This is a genomic window from Lysinibacillus sp. FSL P4-0201 (genome assembly GCF_038593425.1).
GTDB lineage: Bacteria > Bacillota > Bacilli > Bacillales_A > Planococcaceae > Lysinibacillus > Lysinibacillus capsici.
Genome location: NZ_CP151995.1, coordinates 4,368,616 through 4,385,742 on the forward strand (window position 1 = coordinate 4,368,616; position 17,127 = coordinate 4,385,742).

A 17,127-nucleotide genomic window follows, 5' to 3' on the forward strand; every position below is an offset into this window, starting at 1 on the left:
CTCTAAATGACTTGAAGCTGACGTAAAGCAAAATTGATACCGCCATCCGTAGATGTCTTTGTAACAAAATTCGCAACACTTTTTAGAGCTTTACTACCATTTCCCATGGCAATTCCTACTCCTACATATTCCAACATGTCAACATCATTATCCCCATCCCCAAAGGCAATCGCATTCTTTGGGTCAATATTGAAATGATCAAGCACCGCTTTAATAGCTATAGACTTCGAAACATCCTGCTGTAATACATTCACAATATAAGGATGCCAACGCTGTAAAAATATATTCGAAAACTGGCTAGTATATCTTTTTTCAGCCAGCTCATCCGCATATAGACACATAAGAAAAACCTCTTCATCTACAATTTTTTCATTTATAAGTGGAAAATCCTGTAAAGGTAAAGTTTCTTGCATCGCTCTTAAAGCTACTGGACTTTGTATGCTATTCATGGATAGCTGCTCTGTAAAAAATGTTAGGCTATGCTGCTGTTCCTGTGCAAATGCCTGTACATTGTGGACAATTTCTTTGGCAATCGGAGTTTTATGTATGACAAGATCCTTATGTTTCACATAGGCCCCATTTGCAGTAATAAAGGTTTCAATCCCCAGCGCTTTTAACTCATAGCACATAGATAAGGGTCTTCCAGTAGCCGCTACAAGATGGATTCCTTTTTCTTGCAATAGCTGAATAGCTTGTTTTGTACTTTCTTCCACACAGCCATCCTCGTAATTAATCAATGTGCCGTCTACATCAAAAAACACGATATTATACTTCATTTTGAGCGCCTCCTTCATAGTCATTTAGAACCAATTTATAATTTTTCTCCCATGAAATATGTGAAAGTATTTTGACAAACTTTAAGCAAACTATATAACTTCCTTTTGCACCACCGATAAAAACTATTACAAGCGTATTTATAATAATATTTAACTAAAAATTCCTTGAATATTTTTATTTAATAATTCTAAAGGAGTATACCAAAGAACACAAAATTGTTAAAATAAAAGATAATATCTTAAATACATTGAACGATAAAATCTGACGTATAAATAGAACAAAAGAAATAAAATTTTAGTGCACGCAAAGGAGTTGATTCTTATGGCATTTAACATTTACTACTATGAAAGTAGTGTGGATTGTAAATTTTGCAAAAAGCAGTTTACAACATATAAAGTTCGCCCTAATCGATATAAAATTATCGAAGAACAGACTGATTTCATGCCTGTTTACGATGGCCTAAACCCTTTGCTATATGAAGTTGCCGTATGTCCACATTGTGGTTATGCCTACCATAAATCTATGACACGGACATATGGACCTTTCATGCTACTCATTGATGAACTATACATTAAAGAGCTCCAGAAACCTATGGATATCTGTCAGGAACGTACAATTGATGATGCCATCATCAGTTTTAAGCTCGCCTATTTAGTATCCCGTGCATCAATGGAAGAATCTCTTTTAATGGCGAATTTCGCTTTAAAAATTGCTTGGCTCTATCGATTAAAAAAGGACGAAGAATCCGAAAAGCGTTATCTTTTTGCAGCTAGAGACTTTTATAGTAAATCCTTTGCCTCTAATCAAGAAGGTGGAGAGAGAATTCAGTTTTTACATGCTGAATTAAGCCTTCGACTTGGTGATATTCCTGAAGCAAAAAAAGGATTTTCACGCTTAATCGCTGATCGAAATGTTTCGCCAAAATATCGCAAGCTTGCACGCAATCGTTGGGAAAATTATAAATATGACGAACAACCCATAACAATTAATGAAATCATTAATTAATGGGACGAGGAGATGATTAATTATGTTGCTATTTCAAAAGAAAATTGATGTGAGAGAAGAGGATATATTTTCAGAGCTACATCATTTTTTATTAAGAAAAAATAATCGCTACCTAACAAACGAAGAAGTTGTCGCTCTAACAGGCGTATCATCTGAGCTGCTTTACAAATGGGTAAAAGCAGGAAAATTAAAGAACTCCATTTTTCCTAATTTAGGGGCTCCATGCGAACGATGTGGACAGATTACGCAAGCTAAAATTTGCGTGAGCTGCTCTTCCTCCATTGTTGGGACATTAAAACAAGAAGAAAAGGATCGTGCATGGTTTAACCAAATTCAACGTAACCATGTAAGAGCAAGTACGTATCACTATAAATAGCATTCCAACATCTCCATCAATTGGAGGTGTTTTTCTTTTTTACATACTAAATTTAAACTAATTTTAAACAAACTCTTCCTAAACTTTAAACTTGCCTTTCTATAATTAGTATCAATATAAAATGAAGGGCTGATAATTAATGAGGAAAGCTAGGAAACATAAGGTTTTATTAAGTTTTGCACTGGCAAGTTTAATGACAGTAAGTGGAGTAGTAAATGTCTCTGCTGCTGTCCCTGTAAATGAGCAGATTATTAAAAACGATTCTGCTGTCAAACAAGCTAGGACTTCTAATGAAACATTACTTGATTGGAAAAAATGGGCGAATGACCATGCATACAGCCTGTCATCCATCCAGCCTGAAACGTTTGACGGACAAAAAATTCCTGCTAACAAATTTGACGATTTAGAGATGCTAAAACCTTTATTACATGATAAACGTATTGTCTTTTTAGGGGAAAGCTCTCATGGAGTGGCGCAATTCAATCTAGCGAAAACACGTTTAATACAATTTTTACATCAAGATATGGGCTATAATGTCCTTGCCTTTGAAAGTGGTATGGGTAATGTGATGAATGCTCAAGGACAAATTGATAAACAAGCAGCTCTACAAACAATGAAGGATGCCATTTTCGGCGTTTGGTGGACAAAAGAAACTTTGCCTCTGTTTGACTATGCAAAATCGACTCAAGCAACAGAGCAACCTCTTGTACTTACTGGCTTCGATATTCAACAGCAAGGAGCATTTACGAACGGAGATTGGCTGCAAAACCCTAAGTTGGCTCAGCAATTCAATGAAGCTGAGAAGCAACTTGCTGAATGGAGCTCGGGAAAAAATTTGAAGGGCTATCAAAAAGTAAAGGCTACTATAATTGATGTATATAAACAGGTACAATCACAAATACAATTCAAAGAAAAAGAGCTACAGGCAGCTTATCCAAAAGAGCCTCATATTGTAAAACTAATGGATCGCACTCTAGCAGATCGTATTCGACTAGCAGACGAATATATAGAGTTAACAATTCAGTCCAATATCGACATTGAACAAAATAATATAGAATCATTTTTGCAAACTATGGAATGGCGAGATCAAGCGATGATGGAGAACTTACTTTGGTTAGCTGAAGAGGTGTACCCAACAGAAAAGTTTATTGTATGGGCTCATAACGATCATATTCGTAAAGCACAATCGGATGTAATGGGATCTCCTTACCCAGTTAAATTAATGGGGGAACGTTTACCTGATATCTATAAGAAATATAGCTATGTATTAGGTCTATACATGACTAGTGGAGAGACAGCAAATAATATGGGAGAACCTATGCCTGTTTTACCTCCTGTCAAAGGATCTATTGAAGATATTCTGTCTTCAACAAATAAACCTTACACATTCATCGATTTACGCAATCGACAAAATGAACGAGGCAACTCATGGATGTTTGAACCACGCTTATCCTATAGTTGGGGAATGATACAGGAAAGTCTTGTTCCGCGCGACCAATACGATGGTATACTTTTAATAGATCAGGTGAATAAACCAACTTATATCAAATAATCTCTCTTATTAAACAATAGCAAACTAGATTTCCTAGTTTGCTATTATTTTAAGTATCCATCGATATAGTATCCCATTCTTCGCCTTGATATCCAATCATCCAAAATAAGCCTCTCCGTCTTTCCATCACAACACTTTCATTTAATGCTAAAGGAGCTTCTTGTCCATTGATGCGGCTATCTACACAAGCCCAATGTAATCTGTAAATTTTATCCGCCTCATCCACTATATCTTCCTTACTGCGCAGTACCGTTTGACCATAAAATTGCTCAAATGTCTCGCAACGAGAAACTACTTGAATTGCATATTCACAATCACATACATCGTCAGGGAAATTTAGCTCTTCCACAAGTCCCAATGCCCAAATAAGTGTCCAATAGGCTTCATATTGCCATGATATATTGACCGCTTCTTGAGCACCAGGATGCTGAGCCTCAAGAAAGAATTTTTCATACTCCGTTAAAAATTCATGCACCTCATATGTGTGTAGCATATTGGTAAAGAACTCTCTAGACTCCTCAATATCACCCTTCTGTGCTACATCACAAGCGAATTGAATAACAATCAACAGGGCAACTGCTCTTCTTGCAATATCCTCTTGGCTTTTAAATTGAAGATTTTCTACTGGTGGTAGCTGAGGAAGCGATGCCGCATAAGGTATGTTCTTCTCTTTTAAAAAGGCTATCGTTCTAATTTTTCGTGCCTCTCCCTGTGCTGATGTGACCTCTTGTGCATGTATCTTTCTTGTACAAGCATGTGGTTGAAAATCAGATGGACCTGATTCTCCATTAGGATAAACAATAACCATACCGTTCTGATCCAGCAAAGTACCATCTGATAGGAAACCAATCCCCCCTATGCTTGCTAGTAATTTTATAAATTGCTGCATATGGTCTTCTGTCATCTCTTTGTTCATTTCGATTGCAACGACAGTATTGAGCACTGATATTTGAATCATTATACGTTCTTTTAGCTGTTCATCTTTAAATGGAATTTTATTGTAAAAGCCCATCATCCCAGGTATATTTTTTGCAAAATAATCAGGGTGCGTATCTTCAGTTAAAATGTTTATAGAAAATCTATATTTATTAAATAAACCTCTTGATTTTAATAAATATTCGTTTTCATCTTTTTCAATAATGAAGCTTTTTGCCAATACATCGGATAGTTTATCCTGAATATCATCTGTATCATTTTTGGAAGCGAATATCGTAAAATGGTTCAATCTACTCTCTCCTTAGTCGCATATAGCATTTTAATAACCAATTTTCCAAACAACTAAGCGCTTGGCTAAACAGCTGTTTATTTTTCCGTAGCACCTCATGTTCAACCCAATACGCCAGCAAAGGACGCCATTTTTCTTCGTCTATCATAGTTGTTGGTGTAATTCCCCGCTGCATCATCTGACAAACAGCTCGGATGGATGTTAGCCTCTCTACTTCGTTGCCATTTAACCACTCGTATAATGTCTCTGCACTTGGTTGTGACTCAGCTAAAAGTGTATCCCACCCATCAATAGGAAACGTGACATAGGATCTCATCCAGTCTATAATATTTGGATGGTGAAATTGGCGTAGACGATATAGGGCAGTATAGGCATCAATTCTATCTTTTTCGATATCCATTAAGATAAAAGATTGTCCTTCATTAACTGGCAAACAATGTACTGTTACATAATCACGCAGCCAGTCAGGTACGTCATTCTGTCCTTGCCAAAGTTCTCTCGCCCAATTTCCCGCCTCACTCGGACATATCTTGACTAAAATTTCACTCCACGCCTTTTGTTCTGATGGAGATTGAGCTCTCTCTAACTTATGTCGAAGTGCCTGATACACCTGTACGCCATCAAAATGCAAAAATGCCTCCTGCACGCTTGTTTTTTTGACACCATGCATGGAAACATAATGAAGTAAAGATGCTAAGCTGGATTGAGCCTGCTGTAAATTAGAGCTTAAATATTGTTCTAGCCAAGTTAGCCATAATTGTGAGCGATACAATTCAATATCCAATCCATTTTCACTACAAAATTGACGATGCTGTCCGCAATCTACGCCAATACAGCCTAAAACCGTCATATTATCAACGTACGAATGAAAGCTGGCAGCAAGCAAATCAAGCTCATCTTCTTCATGGCTCCAATACCAAACCGTTTCGTCGTCAAGCTTAAGAAGAAGGGCATCTCCATTACCGGCCGTAAAAAATTGTAAATATTGCTGTTCATACGATTCATCATTCTCTCCAAAGTAAGGAAAGTCTAGAGCTTTTAGGCTCCAGCCAAATTCACCAGAAGGCGTATCTAACAATTCAGTGGGAAGTATCGCCTCATCTGGTAATGACCAATAAATACTTACTTGCTTTGAGCAATTTTGCAACAGTTGACGAAACCCATTAGGGACTTGTTCACCAAGTCTTTCCTCAACCTGCTGTAACTCTTGCTCGGTAGCGACTGGCCGCATTTCAATCGGATGTACACAAGCTCCCTGCTGCTTCAATCGCTCTACTAAATGATTCCAACGCTCAATCCACATTGTCTCTAACCTCCATATAAGGCTCATGTGATGTCATACTTCTTATTTATCGTCAGGAAATCATTTACTGATTAGGCTAACTTTAAACAGAATGACAAAATGCTATTATTTTACTGCCATCTAAACCTTCGTATATGATAAATGTCTCAGCTATATTCAGTCTTTTCTATTACGTCTTAATGAATTATTTTACTTTCTTTACTTCCATCATAATTTTGGTTACATACTCTTCTTCTCGATTTTTCATTACAGCATCATAAATGTATTCCTCGTATACATACTGACCTAGCTCATAGCCCTTTTCATGCATGACATTAAATAGCCGTGTGTATGTCTCACCAAGTTTTGAGGAGGGGCCTACATGATAACCAATCACAAATTCACCCTCTATCGCCTTAAAATAAGGATGCCCTTCTCTTGGATGAGGCTGCTCAATATACAAATAACTATAGTTATCGTAATTCCCAGCTAACACTTGCTCTCTTCTTGTTATCCCTCCAATGGGATACCCCGTATCTAATTGAGAGCGATCCAATTCCTCAATAAAGTCAGATACAGCCTTCACAAACTGCTCTTCTGTAGAATTCTCAATATTTTTACTCAAATATAATGTATCTTCAGGAAAATACTCAATCGTGATATCCTTAAAATTTAGATGCAGTGCTTCCTCTGTCATTTTGATTTTGACATCAATAATATTCTCAATCATTTCTAGTTCTCTACGCTTCTTCGCAACATGCTCTTTTTGTTGGTGCATCAATTCTAAAAAATTTTCAGGTGATTTCTCTGCCATATAATGCTGAATATCCTTTAAGGACATCCCCACTGCCTTTAATAATTCAATAACACCGAAAAAATCATATTGAGCAAGTGAATAATACCTATAATCCTTACTATCTTTCATGATGGGAGATAATAAACCAATTTGATCATAATAAATAAGTGTCTGTTTATTCACCTTACATAATTTAGCAAATTCACCAGTTGTAAAATACTTTACATTTTTATTAAGCATTTTTTGAGTTTCCTCCCTTGACTATATAGTTACTATATACTTTAGATTGTACCTATTCAAAATAAAAATAGAAAGGTTTTGACATTATGTTCACGGAGATTCGTGACATTACAGCTTTTAACAAGAAAGAAATTTTAGCATTACGCATCGCTGACAATCAGCAACATTTTATAGAATCTACAGAACAATGCTTAACAGAGGCGGAAATGGATCGACGCTTTACGCCTTTAGGTCTGTATAAAGATAACACCGCTATAGGCTTCGCTATGTACGGCTTATTCCCTCATGATGATTACAGTCAACGAGTATGGCTTGATCGCTATCTAATTGCAGAACAATACCAAGGACAAGGTTTGGGAAAACATTTTTTACAGCAACTTATTCAATATTTAACAGTAAAGTTCAACTGTCTTCAGATATATTTAAGTGTTTATGACAATAACGCTGTAGCTATCCAGCTGTATAAACAATTTGGTTTTATATTTAATGGTGAGCTAGATGATAAAGGGGAAAAAGTGATGGTTTTGGAGGTGCATGGTTATGACAACCATTAATCCAATTGAAACAAAGCCACTGAAACCATTATTTTTATCATACTTATTCCCTGCAATGATCGGGATGCTTTTAATGTCCGTCAATATATTGGTAGATGGCATTTTCGTTAGTCATGGCGTGGGACCTACAGCTTTAGCTGGAGTTAATATAGCTGTTCCTATTTTCTCTATTTTGCTTTCTATTTCTCTATGGATTGGCATGGGAGGAGCTACTCTTTTCTCGATTTCTCTAGGAGAGGGCAATAAGCAACGTGCCCATCAACTATTTACATTGGCGTTTTCTACAATGCTAGTGGTTGTGATAACGATTATTGGATTTCTCGCGTTAAATCTAAAGGACATTTCTTATATATTCGGAGCGAGCGATGATACGTATCCTTATGTGCAGGAGTATTTACATGTAATTTTGCTCTTTGGGATATTTTACACACTTGAAAATTTATTAAGTATTTTTATTCGGAATGATGGCAACCCAAAATTGGCTATGCTGGGCTTAATTACAACATCGGCTTTGAATATACTCTTAAATTACGTTTTCATCTTCGTACTAGATTATGGTGTGACTGGCTGTGCCTTAGCGACAGCAATAGCTACAATTATAGGTACGTCTGTGCTATGTCTTCATTTTTTCCGTCCTCAATCTGAGTTAAAATTTGTCACTTCATTTTTAAATCTATCAGATTTGAAAAAAATTTTTGCTATAGGTTTACCTAGCTTTATTGTTGAAGCTTCCGTTGCAGTTATCGTTATTTTGTATAACGTTACATTTTTACATTATTTAGGTGCGAATGGCGTTACTGCCTATGCAATGGTCAATTATATCCATACTGTCTTGTTGACTATTTTCCTTGGAGTCGGTATGGCTCTACAACCGTTAGTTAGCTATCACCACGGGGCAAGATTACTTGAAAGATTAACTGCTTTATTGAAAATCGGTTTAGCTACCGCATTTATTTTAGGATTAACAACAGCTCTTATAGCTCTTCTTTTCCCTTCTCAATTAATGGCTTTATTTGGAGATAGCTCATTTGAAATTCGCAGTATGGCAGCACAGGGCTTTGTTTATTTTGCCATTGGCTATGTATTTTTAGGGATCAACATGGTGTTCGCAGAATTCTTTCAATCCATTGAAAAAATTCGTATTGCTACAACAATTATGTTACTACGTAGTATTATCTTATTTATCCCTACTCTCATCATACTACCCAAGATACTTGGCTCGCAGGCTATTTGGTGGACCTTCCCAGTAGCAGAAGGAATTACAGCATTGCTTATTTACTTGTTCATTAGGAAAAATCCAAGAACCCTTTCATCTCCTGACCATGCTTAAATGAAAGGGGACCTCATCAAGGTCCCCTTTTAATATGTTTGCCTAACAAAATTGCATTTTTAGCGTACCTCTTCCTTCTTCTACTATTACTTCCCCAACTGCTCCATTCACTAGAATTAATTGAGGGGGGACATGTCCAATATCTACTTCATAGAAAACTGGTATTCCCATCTCGTCAAAAATATCCCCTAATGCATCCACCAATGTAAAGTCCCCTAGATTTTCATATAGTCCTGCTCGTCCGATTAGAACACCATTACATTTATTGAACCAACCATTATACTTTAATTGCCATAAAGCTCGGTAGATTTTTGCTGCATCCATACCAACACTTTCTAAATACCATATTGTTCCTTCCTCAGAGCAATATTCGTTAATAAATGATTGAACGTAATCGAAGGGCGTACCTATAAGAATTTGCAATGTATTTAAACAGCCACCTATCAACCTACCTGTCATACGATTACTACGCTCTTGGTTTAGGACTTTCCATTCGGTTTCACTGTCAAAATAAAATCCTGTAGCAGGATTTTTATAAACTTGCTCCCAGCTCGATTGAAAATAGTGAGAAGAGCTTTGAGTTATTGAATGACCAGTCTTACATGTAATTACGTCTATCCATTTAGAAGAAAGTTCATCCCATTGAGGTGCAGATAATTCAGTAAAATTCACCCCATGTGCGGATGCGTACCCCGTCATGGTTGTGTATACAAAAGATAAAGTACTAATATCTGAATACCCTAATATCCATTTGGGTCCAGCTTTTTTTAATTCGTCCCAATCGATTAAAGGTAGTAACTCCATTAAAAAACTGCCTCCCCACGGTGGCATGACAACATCTATTCGCTCATCTAATAAATAGTCCATAAGTTCAGAGACTCGCTTTTCTTTTGTTGTACTTCTACCTTTAAACTGCGTCCAGGTAGTATTTCCAATAATAACTTTCATTCCTCTTTGTATTAATTGTTTTTCAGCTTCTGTTATTAATAGATGAAGATGCTGTTCAACTCCACTAGAGGGTGCTGTCACGCCAATCGTAAGAGGCGTTTTTAAAGTAGGATATTGTATTTTCATTTACCATCTCTCCTTTATGCCTGCAAAAAATAATTGTTTTACAACAACAAGACGATTTTGGGTCTCTTAATTAGTTTTGCTATATCAGATTTAGAATGCATTTTAACTAAAAATACAGCTATGAAAGTTTCAACACTATTTCTGTCCTTCACACACAGAAATTTTTACCAATTATACTTGTGTTCAGAAAAAAAACCAACACAAAAATCTGTGCTGGTTAAATTTCTACTTTTGAATTTTCATATACTCATCACGCAACAGACTCATAATGATTTCATCAGAAAATGTATTATTCATAAACAAGGCCTGCCTCAAAACACCTTCTTTTTTAAAGCCGACCTTTTCATAGGATTTAATTGCTCTACTATTGTGTGAATATACCTGTAATTCTAAGCGATTCAGATTTAGCTCCTCAAATGTAAATCTTTGAGCAAGCCTAACTGCTTCTGAACCCATACCTCTGCCACAATTCTCTATATTATGTAAAGCTATACGGAACACTGCCTTTTTATTATCTAAATCAACCTCCATAATCGCCAAATCACCAATTACCTGATCATTATCAACTAAACAAATAGCAAAATCATAGCGAGAAGAATCTGCTTTATAGCGTTTGATCGCCTCTTTGATTTGTTCCTTTGTTAAAATATTCCGTGTTCCTGTCATATACATGATTTCTTCATTTTGAAAGCATCTTATAATACTATCACTATCATCTTCACGTATTTCTCTTAAATAGACCTGTTGACCTTTTATCAATATAAACACCTCTTGTGCATTAAATAAGGAATCATCATATATGTAGATGATTCCTTTGTTTGGAACTATTCCATTTGTTTTTCAGTGTGTACCTTTACCGATTTCTTCGCAGGGTCTTCCGAGGAGGTTACACCTAGAATATCAAGCAGGAACATAAATAGTGGAATACCTATGATTAGTCCCCATACACCAAGGAAATGCTCAGAAAAGAGAATGACCATAAACGTATAGAAAATCGGTAAATCTGTTTTGGCAGACATAAGCTTTGGATTTAAGAAGTAAGCTTCAATGGCATGTAAAACCATGACAATAACTAAAATATAGACGATGTACATCAAGCCACCAATGCTATATGCGATAATACTTAATGGTATTAATGAGATGATAACTCCCGCGACTGGAACTAAGCCTAAAATAAAGAGCATAATCCCAAGTGCAATCAAATGTGGGAAGCCCATAATAGAAAGGGCAATGACGGATAACACACAGTTAACAGCAGCAATAATAAATTGTGCTTCAATTACTTTACCAAATGAGCGGATGAATATTCTTGAGAAATAATGAAGCTCATCGTAAAGCGGCCCAATTTTACTATCCTTAAACTTAGCTGTAAACTCAATAATACGATTCTTTTCTAACAAGATGAATAAACTCAAAATTAGAGAAATCAATATTTGCATAATGATTTTACCAATATTCGTAATATTTTTAAGAGTTAAATCCACACCTTGCTCTAAATATTTCCCGAGTTCTATTTTCTCAAAAGTCGGTGCTAAGTATCTCGCAATCTCATTGTCATCTGGATCGAGATTAAAACTTGCAATGAGGTCGAAAAGCTGTGTGATCTGCTGGGTCACAATTGGTAAATATTTGTAAATAACAGCTACAATACCCGCAACAAGTAAAAGGTATAATGTTACCGTCACAGCTTTTTCATTCATCGGCGTATATTTTCTTATGCTTTTCGTTGTCTTCGTAGTAAGCTGGTTCATCAAATAAGTAATAATAAACGTAAGTAAAATTAGATTGATCATACTACGCATTAAATATAATGCAAGAGCAATCCCGACTAGAATAATAAAACGCTTAAATCCATTACTCCGAAAGAAATTATTCATTTATTCACTCCTTCTACAAAACGGCCTCGCTGCCTCTGCTACCTAGGGCTACACTATAAAATTGATTTATAACAATACGCATCATTCTTATGTAAAAATTTCCCTCTCATTTAATGAGTATAGCCATCTACCTTCAAAATAAGACGAAATGTATGTTTCTTTTAGAAGTGTCTGTATAAAACCTAAGGCGGGTTTGAAGTGAATTGTATGTCTTGTCAAATTAAAAAGTCGATACTCTTATCCTTTGTGAAAGCTTTACCAGCGTATTAGCCAAAATTCTATAAATCTATTATAACCCTTTAAACCAGCATATCCAATTTGTATGTTCTTTTATAATGGTATTTGTATAGAACTTTTATCAACTATTACTTTATGCTATTTTGATTAGAGATATAAATTAAACAGAGACAAGGACTGATTCTATGAAAATTGCGAGAAACCCTCAGAACATTCATCCACCCGTTGCTCCTTATGTTCATCAAATTGAGGTGACGGGACCTCAGAGATGGTTAACATTATCAGGACAAATTGGCATGATAGCTGATGGATCTATACCTGAAGATGCAATAGCTCAATTGAAGATAGCACTTGAAAATATTAAAAGAAATCTAGATAGTGCCGATATGGAGGTTCAAGATATTACAAAGCTCGTCTTTTATTTAGTGGGGGATATGGATGCTATTCAACGTAAGGAAATTATCAGTGACTTCTTGGGGGAACATCTTCCATGCACAACATTAATGTATGTCGTTGCACTCGCTACGCCAGCTTTAAAGGTTGAGATTGACGCATGGGCTTGTAAGGAATTATAAATTCATCCTATGTTTTATAAACTAAATTTGTGCATTTTTTTCTTATTTTTTCAATACCCCTTTAGCAGTGCTAAAGGGGTATTGCCTTATTATTTAAGTAATGTCAGCGTCGTTGCAATGGCGTTATCAACAAACGAGCGTTGTGGCTGCGATTTCAGCATAACTGTTAAACCTATTAACGCAACAATTAATGCTTGCGCTAAAGACTTTGAATCCGTGTTCGCCTCTAGTTCTCCTGATTGAATTCCCCGTTCAATTGTCTCCTGAAAAATTACTGATAGATAGAGTTGATGCTCTCTTGTCAAAATCTCGAACTTCTCATCATGTGGAGCTAATTCAACCATTGTATTGATACAAAAACAGCCATTACTAAGATCTTTTGTATATTCAGCAGTAATCACATCTTCAAAAAATATAGAAAACGCCTGTTTTACAGAGGCATAACTTTGAAGTTTAGTCCGTATTTCGGATGCGCGAGTTGTCGTATATCTACGAAGGGCCGCTTCAAATAGTTCCTTTTTATCCCCAAACGTTGAATAAATACTAGGACGCTGAATCCCCATTCTAGTAGTAAGATCACTTAAAGAAGTTGCTTCATATCCCTTCTCCCAAAATAATTGCATTGCTGCCTCTAACACTTTTGCCTCATCAAATTCCCGAGCTCTTGCCATTATAGATACACCCCCATTAGGAAAAAATAGTAAGTTAATCATTGAATTTTACGATACTAAACAGTATGTAATTATTTTATATCTGGCTTTTTTTATTGTCAATTTCATTTCATAAACCGAAATAAAAAGAAAATATATACCAAATAAATATTGACAAATCCAATGTAGTTAAGATATATTTACCAATAATTATTTTGTACCGAATGGTATGTTATAATTACAATTCAATTAGAAAGGGAGGTTACAGTGTGAACAATGCAAATGATGATGCAATTCATATAAATCAATCATCTTCTATATCCCGAGCTGTAACATTATTATTCGCTACAGCCTGCGGAATGTCTGTCGCCAATATTTATTTTGCTCAGCCGCTGCTAGATGAATTATCGAATGATTTTGCTATTGATCAATCAATTATTGGTTTGATTATTACTGTCACACAAATTTTCTATGGGCTAGGCTTACTTCTTCTAGTTCCACTTGGAGATTTACTAAACCAACGACGCTTGATTATTGGACAAATGCTATTGTCCTCTGTTGCTTTGCTTCTAGTCGGTACTGCCTCCTATGTTGTAGTGCTATTTGCCGGTATGGCCTTAGTTGGTCTACTTGCAGTCGTGACTCAAACCCTTGTTGCGTTCGCTGCAACTATGGCTTCCTCTACAGAACGTGGTCGTGTCGTAGGCATTGTTACAAGTGGCATTGTCATTGGCATACTACTTGCTCGTACCTTTGCTGGGTTAGTAACAGATCTTGCAGGGTGGCGTTCTGTCTATCTAGCCTCCGCCGCGTTCATGCTTCTAATGAGTGGTATGTTTTTAAAAGTTTTACCAAGGGGCGAACGTGAAGTAAAATCAATCACCTATTCTCAGCTAATTCAATCCGTGTTTACGCTGTTTATTCAAGAGCGAACATTACGTATCCGCTCTATTCTAGCCATGCTAATTTTCGCTGATTTTAGTATTTTGTGGACGCCCCTTGTTCTGCCACTTAGTTCACCACCATTTTCTCTATCACACACTGTAATTGGCGCTTTTGGTCTTGTAGGTGTGGCAGGGGCATTAGCTGCTGCACAAGCGGGTAAACTTGCTGACCAAGGCTATGGACAAAGAACGACAGGTATTGCTTTAACGCTTTTACTTATCTCCTGGATATTTATTAATTATTTAGATAAGTCATTCTTGGCATTAATTATTGGCATTGTGTTACTTGACTTGGCAGTACAGGCAGTACATGTCACAAACCAGACGATGATTCTCCCATTACGTATAGAAGCACGAAGTCGACTGACCGCAGGCTATATGGTGTTCTATTCTATTGGTAGTGCTAGCGGTTCAATCGCATCGACTCAGATGTATGCACATTTTGGTTGGGGAGGGGTTTGCTTACTCGGAGCCTCTATTAGTACAATTGCTCTTCTTTTTTGGGCAATAACTAAACGATTTACTAAATAAAATTAGACTTGGAGAGATAACAAATGGAAATAGGAATTACTTCTTTCGTAGAAACAAAACCAGATGTTCACAGTGGTGAAGTAATTAGTCATGCACAGCGTTTACGTGAAGTAGTAGAAGAAATCATTCTTGCAGATCAAGTAGGATTGGATGTCTTTGGCATTGGTGAGCATCATCGTGAAGACTATGCCGCCTCTTCTCCAGCAATGGTGCTATCTGCTGCTGCTTCTCAAACGAAAAACATTCGACTCACAAGTGCTGTAACAGTCCTTTCTTCGGCAGATCCTGTGCGTGTTTTTCAGGATTTTGCCACATTGGATGGACTATCAAATGGACGTGCAGAGATCATGGCAGGTCGTGGTTCTTTTATCGAATCCTTCCCCTTATTTGGCTACGATTTACATGATTATGATGAATTATTTGAGGAACATTTAGACTTACTACTTAGCATTCGTCAGTCTGAGAAAGTAGTTTGGGAAGGTAGACATCGTCCAGCAATCAATCATTTAGGTGTGTATCCTAGACCTGTTCAAAAATCTCTCCCAATCTGGGTGGCTAGTGGAGGAAATCAACAATCTGCTATGCGTGCTGGCCTTTTAGGATTACCCCTTATTCTAGCAATAATTGGTGGCAGCCCAATGCAATTTGCACCGATTGTACAGCTATATAAAAAGGCAGCACTTCATGCAGGTCATGATTTATCAAAACTTCAGGTAGGTTCTCATTCAATAGGTTTCGTTGGACCGAATACGGAATGGGCAGCAGACACATTTTTCCCATCAACAATGGCTGGTATGAATAAATTAGGCAAGGAAAGAGGCTGGCCTTATTATGACCGTTCTAGTTATGATGCTGCAAGAAGCTTTGAAGGAGCATTATATGTTGGTGATCCAGATACAGTTGCTGAAAAAATTATTCATCTTCGTAAACATGTAGGAATTACACGGTTTATGCTATACGTTCCTTTAAGTACCATGCCGCATGATCAAGTCATGCAAGCTATAGAACTGCTTGGAACAGAAGTTGCTCCCCGTGTACGTGAAGAAGTCGCTAAATGGGAAGCTGAAATGGCTCTAGAAGGAAAGCCAATTCTTTAAGATTCATTATTCAACAGGAGGAGTATATATGACCATCATTAACCGAATTTTACCAGAATTAAGGCAGGCTTACTCAGAATTTCCTGGCTTTCGATTGGAGGAGGATTTAACTTGGAGTCGAGGTCTCTTGTCCAATCCACCTTCAAAAAAATCAGAAGATGTACTTACGACCAACTGTATGATTCCTAAAGGTGACGGGGACGAAATGCTGGTTAAAATCTATGAACCAGCTAAACGGGAGCAGGATAAACTTCCAGCTATGCTTTGGATTCACGGAGGTGGCTTTGTCATGGGGCACCCTGATATGGATGATGTTTTATGTGAACGCTTTGTTGAGACAGCTAACTGCGTTGTCGTATCCATTGATTACCGACTAGCGCCTGAACATCCCTACCCAGCGGCTATTGAAGATTGTTATGCTGGATTAGTTTGGATGACTAATGAGCACCAATCACTTGGTATCGATGTCAAACGGGTGGCAATTGCTGGAGCAAGCGGTGGAGGAGGATTAACAGCAGCACTTGCATTAATGGCTCGTGATAAAGGAGGACCATCAATTATATTCCAGATGCCACTGTATCCGATGCTTGATAACCGAAATGTAACACCTTCCAGCTATGAGATTATTGATGATCATGCAACATGGAGTAGAACAAATAATTTAACTGCTTGGCATTTGTACTTAGGTGAGGAGAAGGACATCAATGCCCGTACTCCGTATGCGGTCCCTGCAAGAGCTGAAAATTTAACAGGATTACCGCCAGCCTATATATGTATTGGCCAACTTGATTTATTTCGTGATGAAACCATTGATTATGTAACACGTCTTGCGCAGGCAGGAGTGGACGTTGAATTCCACCTCTACCCTGGCAGTTACCATTGCTTTGAGGTCTTTGTGCCTGAAGTAAAAGTAAGTCAACAGGCTATTCAGAACTATTTAGATGCCATGGCACGTGCACTCAATTTTTGATTAGCACTTCGCCTTCTAATAATAAAAAATGCGAA

17 protein-coding genes are annotated in these 17,127 nt (G+C 37.0%); 9 read left to right on the forward strand and 8 right to left on the reverse strand.

Annotation, left to right across the window (positions count from 1 at the left end):
• Positions 1–2: 2 nt before the first annotated feature.
• The gene (locus tag MKY76_RS22035; RefSeq protein WP_342557161.1) at positions 3–776 is read right to left on the reverse strand and encodes a Cof-type HAD-IIB family hydrolase; all 774 of its coding nucleotides are present in this window, start codon (positions 774–776) and stop codon (positions 3–5) included.
• A 322-nt stretch (positions 777–1,098) separates the two neighbouring features.
• Here MKY76_RS22035 and MKY76_RS22040 point away from each other — a divergent pair, with 322 nt between their 5' ends.
• The 3 genes from MKY76_RS22040 to MKY76_RS22050 all read left to right on the forward strand — a co-directional run bounded on the left by MKY76_RS22040 (position 1,099) and on the right by MKY76_RS22050 (position 3,710).
• Positions 1,099–1,782: a DUF2225 domain-containing protein gene (locus tag MKY76_RS22040; RefSeq protein WP_016993422.1), complete on the forward strand. Its 684-nt coding sequence runs from the start codon at positions 1,099–1,101 to the stop codon at positions 1,780–1,782.
• 22 nt (positions 1,783–1,804) lie between these two features.
• Positions 1,805–2,158, forward strand: coding sequence for a hypothetical protein (locus MKY76_RS22045; protein ID WP_016993423.1), 354 nt, complete (start codon positions 1,805–1,807; stop codon positions 2,156–2,158).
• 139 nt (positions 2,159–2,297) lie between these two features.
• Positions 2,298–3,710 (forward strand): erythromycin esterase family protein, encoded by a 1,413-nt coding sequence (locus MKY76_RS22050; protein ID WP_342557162.1) that lies wholly within the window; start codon positions 2,298–2,300, stop codon positions 3,708–3,710.
• 49 nt (positions 3,711–3,759) lie between these two features.
• Here MKY76_RS22050 and MKY76_RS22055 read toward each other — a convergent pair whose 3' ends face one another.
• The 3 genes from MKY76_RS22055 to MKY76_RS22065 form a co-directional block, all read right to left on the reverse strand.
• Positions 3,760–4,935, reverse strand: coding sequence for a DUF4272 domain-containing protein (locus MKY76_RS22055; protein WP_342557163.1), 1,176 nt, complete (start codon positions 4,933–4,935; stop codon positions 3,760–3,762).
• Between the two features lies 1 nt (position 4,936).
• On the reverse strand, positions 4,937–6,238 hold the full coding sequence (locus MKY76_RS22060) for an SMI1/KNR4 family protein (protein ID WP_342557164.1): 1,302 nt from the start codon (positions 6,236–6,238) through the stop codon (positions 4,937–4,939).
• Positions 6,239–6,422: 184 nt separating this feature from the next.
• The gene (locus tag MKY76_RS22065; RefSeq protein WP_009370580.1) at positions 6,423–7,253 is read right to left on the reverse strand and encodes a MerR family transcriptional regulator; all 831 of its coding nucleotides are present in this window, start codon (positions 7,251–7,253) and stop codon (positions 6,423–6,425) included.
• An 86-nt stretch (positions 7,254–7,339) separates the two neighbouring features.
• Here MKY76_RS22065 and MKY76_RS22070 point away from each other — a divergent pair, with 86 nt between their 5' ends.
• Together MKY76_RS22070 and MKY76_RS22075 are read left to right on the forward strand one after the other, a co-directional pair.
• Positions 7,340–7,807, forward strand: a complete 468-nt coding sequence (locus MKY76_RS22070) for a GNAT family N-acetyltransferase (protein ID WP_112116834.1) — start codon at positions 7,340–7,342, stop codon at positions 7,805–7,807.
• The gene (locus MKY76_RS22075) at positions 7,794–9,137 is read left to right on the forward strand and encodes an MATE family efflux transporter (protein WP_257961854.1); all 1,344 of its coding nucleotides are present in this window, start codon (positions 7,794–7,796) and stop codon (positions 9,135–9,137) included. The genes MKY76_RS22070 and MKY76_RS22075 overlap by 14 nt, the downstream gene beginning before the upstream one ends.
• Positions 9,138–9,179: 42 nt before the next feature.
• Here MKY76_RS22075 and MKY76_RS22080 read toward each other — a convergent pair whose 3' ends face one another.
• The 3 genes from MKY76_RS22080 to MKY76_RS22090 all read right to left on the reverse strand — a co-directional run bounded on the left by MKY76_RS22080 (position 9,180) and on the right by MKY76_RS22090 (position 12,088).
• On the reverse strand, positions 9,180–10,211 hold the full coding sequence (locus MKY76_RS22080) for a S66 peptidase family protein (protein ID WP_257961853.1): 1,032 nt from the start codon (positions 10,209–10,211) through the stop codon (positions 9,180–9,182).
• A 225-nt stretch (positions 10,212–10,436) separates the two neighbouring features.
• On the reverse strand, positions 10,437–10,970 hold the full coding sequence (locus MKY76_RS22085) for a GNAT family protein (protein ID WP_257961852.1): 534 nt from the start codon (positions 10,968–10,970) through the stop codon (positions 10,437–10,439).
• A gap of 65 nt (positions 10,971–11,035) precedes the next feature.
• Positions 11,036–12,088, reverse strand: a complete 1,053-nt coding sequence (locus MKY76_RS22090; protein ID WP_048394009.1) for an AI-2E family transporter — start codon at positions 12,086–12,088, stop codon at positions 11,036–11,038.
• Between the two features lie 422 nt (positions 12,089–12,510).
• Between MKY76_RS22090 and MKY76_RS22095 the strand changes: the two genes are divergently transcribed.
• The gene (locus MKY76_RS22095) at positions 12,511–12,900 is read left to right on the forward strand and encodes a RidA family protein (RefSeq protein ID WP_054549691.1); all 390 of its coding nucleotides are present in this window, start codon (positions 12,511–12,513) and stop codon (positions 12,898–12,900) included.
• 89 nt (positions 12,901–12,989) lie between these two features.
• On the opposite strand, the gene MKY76_RS22100 is transcribed toward MKY76_RS22095, so the two are convergent.
• Positions 12,990–13,571 (reverse strand): TetR/AcrR family transcriptional regulator, encoded by a 582-nt coding sequence (locus MKY76_RS22100; RefSeq protein ID WP_342557165.1) that lies wholly within the window; start codon positions 13,569–13,571, stop codon positions 12,990–12,992.
• A 248-nt stretch (positions 13,572–13,819) separates the two neighbouring features.
• Here MKY76_RS22100 and MKY76_RS22105 point away from each other — a divergent pair, with 248 nt between their 5' ends.
• From MKY76_RS22105 to MKY76_RS22115, 3 genes are read left to right on the forward strand one after another with little or no spacing between them, the layout of a single operon-like run.
• The gene (locus MKY76_RS22105; RefSeq protein WP_066037940.1) at positions 13,820–15,025 is read left to right on the forward strand and encodes an MFS transporter; all 1,206 of its coding nucleotides are present in this window, start codon (positions 13,820–13,822) and stop codon (positions 15,023–15,025) included.
• 23 nt (positions 15,026–15,048) lie between these two features.
• Positions 15,049–16,122, forward strand: coding sequence for an LLM class flavin-dependent oxidoreductase (locus MKY76_RS22110; protein ID WP_313870717.1), 1,074 nt, complete (start codon positions 15,049–15,051; stop codon positions 16,120–16,122).
• Positions 16,123–16,150: 28 nt separating this feature from the next.
• Positions 16,151–17,092, forward strand: a complete 942-nt coding sequence (locus MKY76_RS22115) for an alpha/beta hydrolase (protein ID WP_342557166.1) — start codon at positions 16,151–16,153, stop codon at positions 17,090–17,092.
• Positions 17,093–17,127: the final 35 nt, after the last annotated feature.

What these genes read in the sequence shown, in the direction of transcription:
- MKY76_RS22035 (WP_342557161.1), bottom strand. Translation starts at nt 776, where the DNA reads ATGAAGTATAATATCGTGTTTTTTGATGTAGACGGCACATTGATTAAT.
- MKY76_RS22040 (WP_016993422.1), top strand. Translation starts at nt 1,099, where the DNA reads ATGGCATTTAACATTTACTACTATGAAAGTAGTGTGGATTGTAAATTT.
- MKY76_RS22045 (WP_016993423.1), top strand. Translation starts at nt 1,805, where the DNA reads ATGTTGCTATTTCAAAAGAAAATTGATGTGAGAGAAGAGGATATATTT.
- MKY76_RS22050 (WP_342557162.1), top strand. Translation starts at nt 2,298, where the DNA reads ATGAGGAAAGCTAGGAAACATAAGGTTTTATTAAGTTTTGCACTGGCA.
- MKY76_RS22060 (WP_342557164.1), bottom strand. Translation starts at nt 6,238, where the DNA reads ATGTGGATTGAGCGTTGGAATCATTTAGTAGAGCGATTGAAGCAGCAG.
- MKY76_RS22065 (WP_009370580.1), bottom strand. Translation starts at nt 7,253, where the DNA reads ATGCTTAATAAAAATGTAAAGTATTTTACAACTGGTGAATTTGCTAAA.
- MKY76_RS22070 (WP_112116834.1), top strand. Translation starts at nt 7,340, where the DNA reads ATGTTCACGGAGATTCGTGACATTACAGCTTTTAACAAGAAAGAAATT.
- MKY76_RS22075 (WP_257961854.1), top strand. Translation starts at nt 7,794, where the DNA reads ATGACAACCATTAATCCAATTGAAACAAAGCCACTGAAACCATTATTT.
- MKY76_RS22080 (WP_257961853.1), bottom strand. Translation starts at nt 10,211, where the DNA reads ATGAAAATACAATATCCTACTTTAAAAACGCCTCTTACGATTGGCGTG.
- MKY76_RS22090 (WP_048394009.1), bottom strand. Translation starts at nt 12,088, where the DNA reads ATGAATAATTTCTTTCGGAGTAATGGATTTAAGCGTTTTATTATTCTA.
- MKY76_RS22095 (WP_054549691.1), top strand. Translation starts at nt 12,511, where the DNA reads ATGAAAATTGCGAGAAACCCTCAGAACATTCATCCACCCGTTGCTCCT.
- MKY76_RS22100 (WP_342557165.1), bottom strand. Translation starts at nt 13,571, where the DNA reads ATGGCAAGAGCTCGGGAATTTGATGAGGCAAAAGTGTTAGAGGCAGCA.
- MKY76_RS22110 (WP_313870717.1), top strand. Translation starts at nt 15,049, where the DNA reads ATGGAAATAGGAATTACTTCTTTCGTAGAAACAAAACCAGATGTTCAC.
- MKY76_RS22115 (WP_342557166.1), top strand. Translation starts at nt 16,151, where the DNA reads ATGACCATCATTAACCGAATTTTACCAGAATTAAGGCAGGCTTACTCA.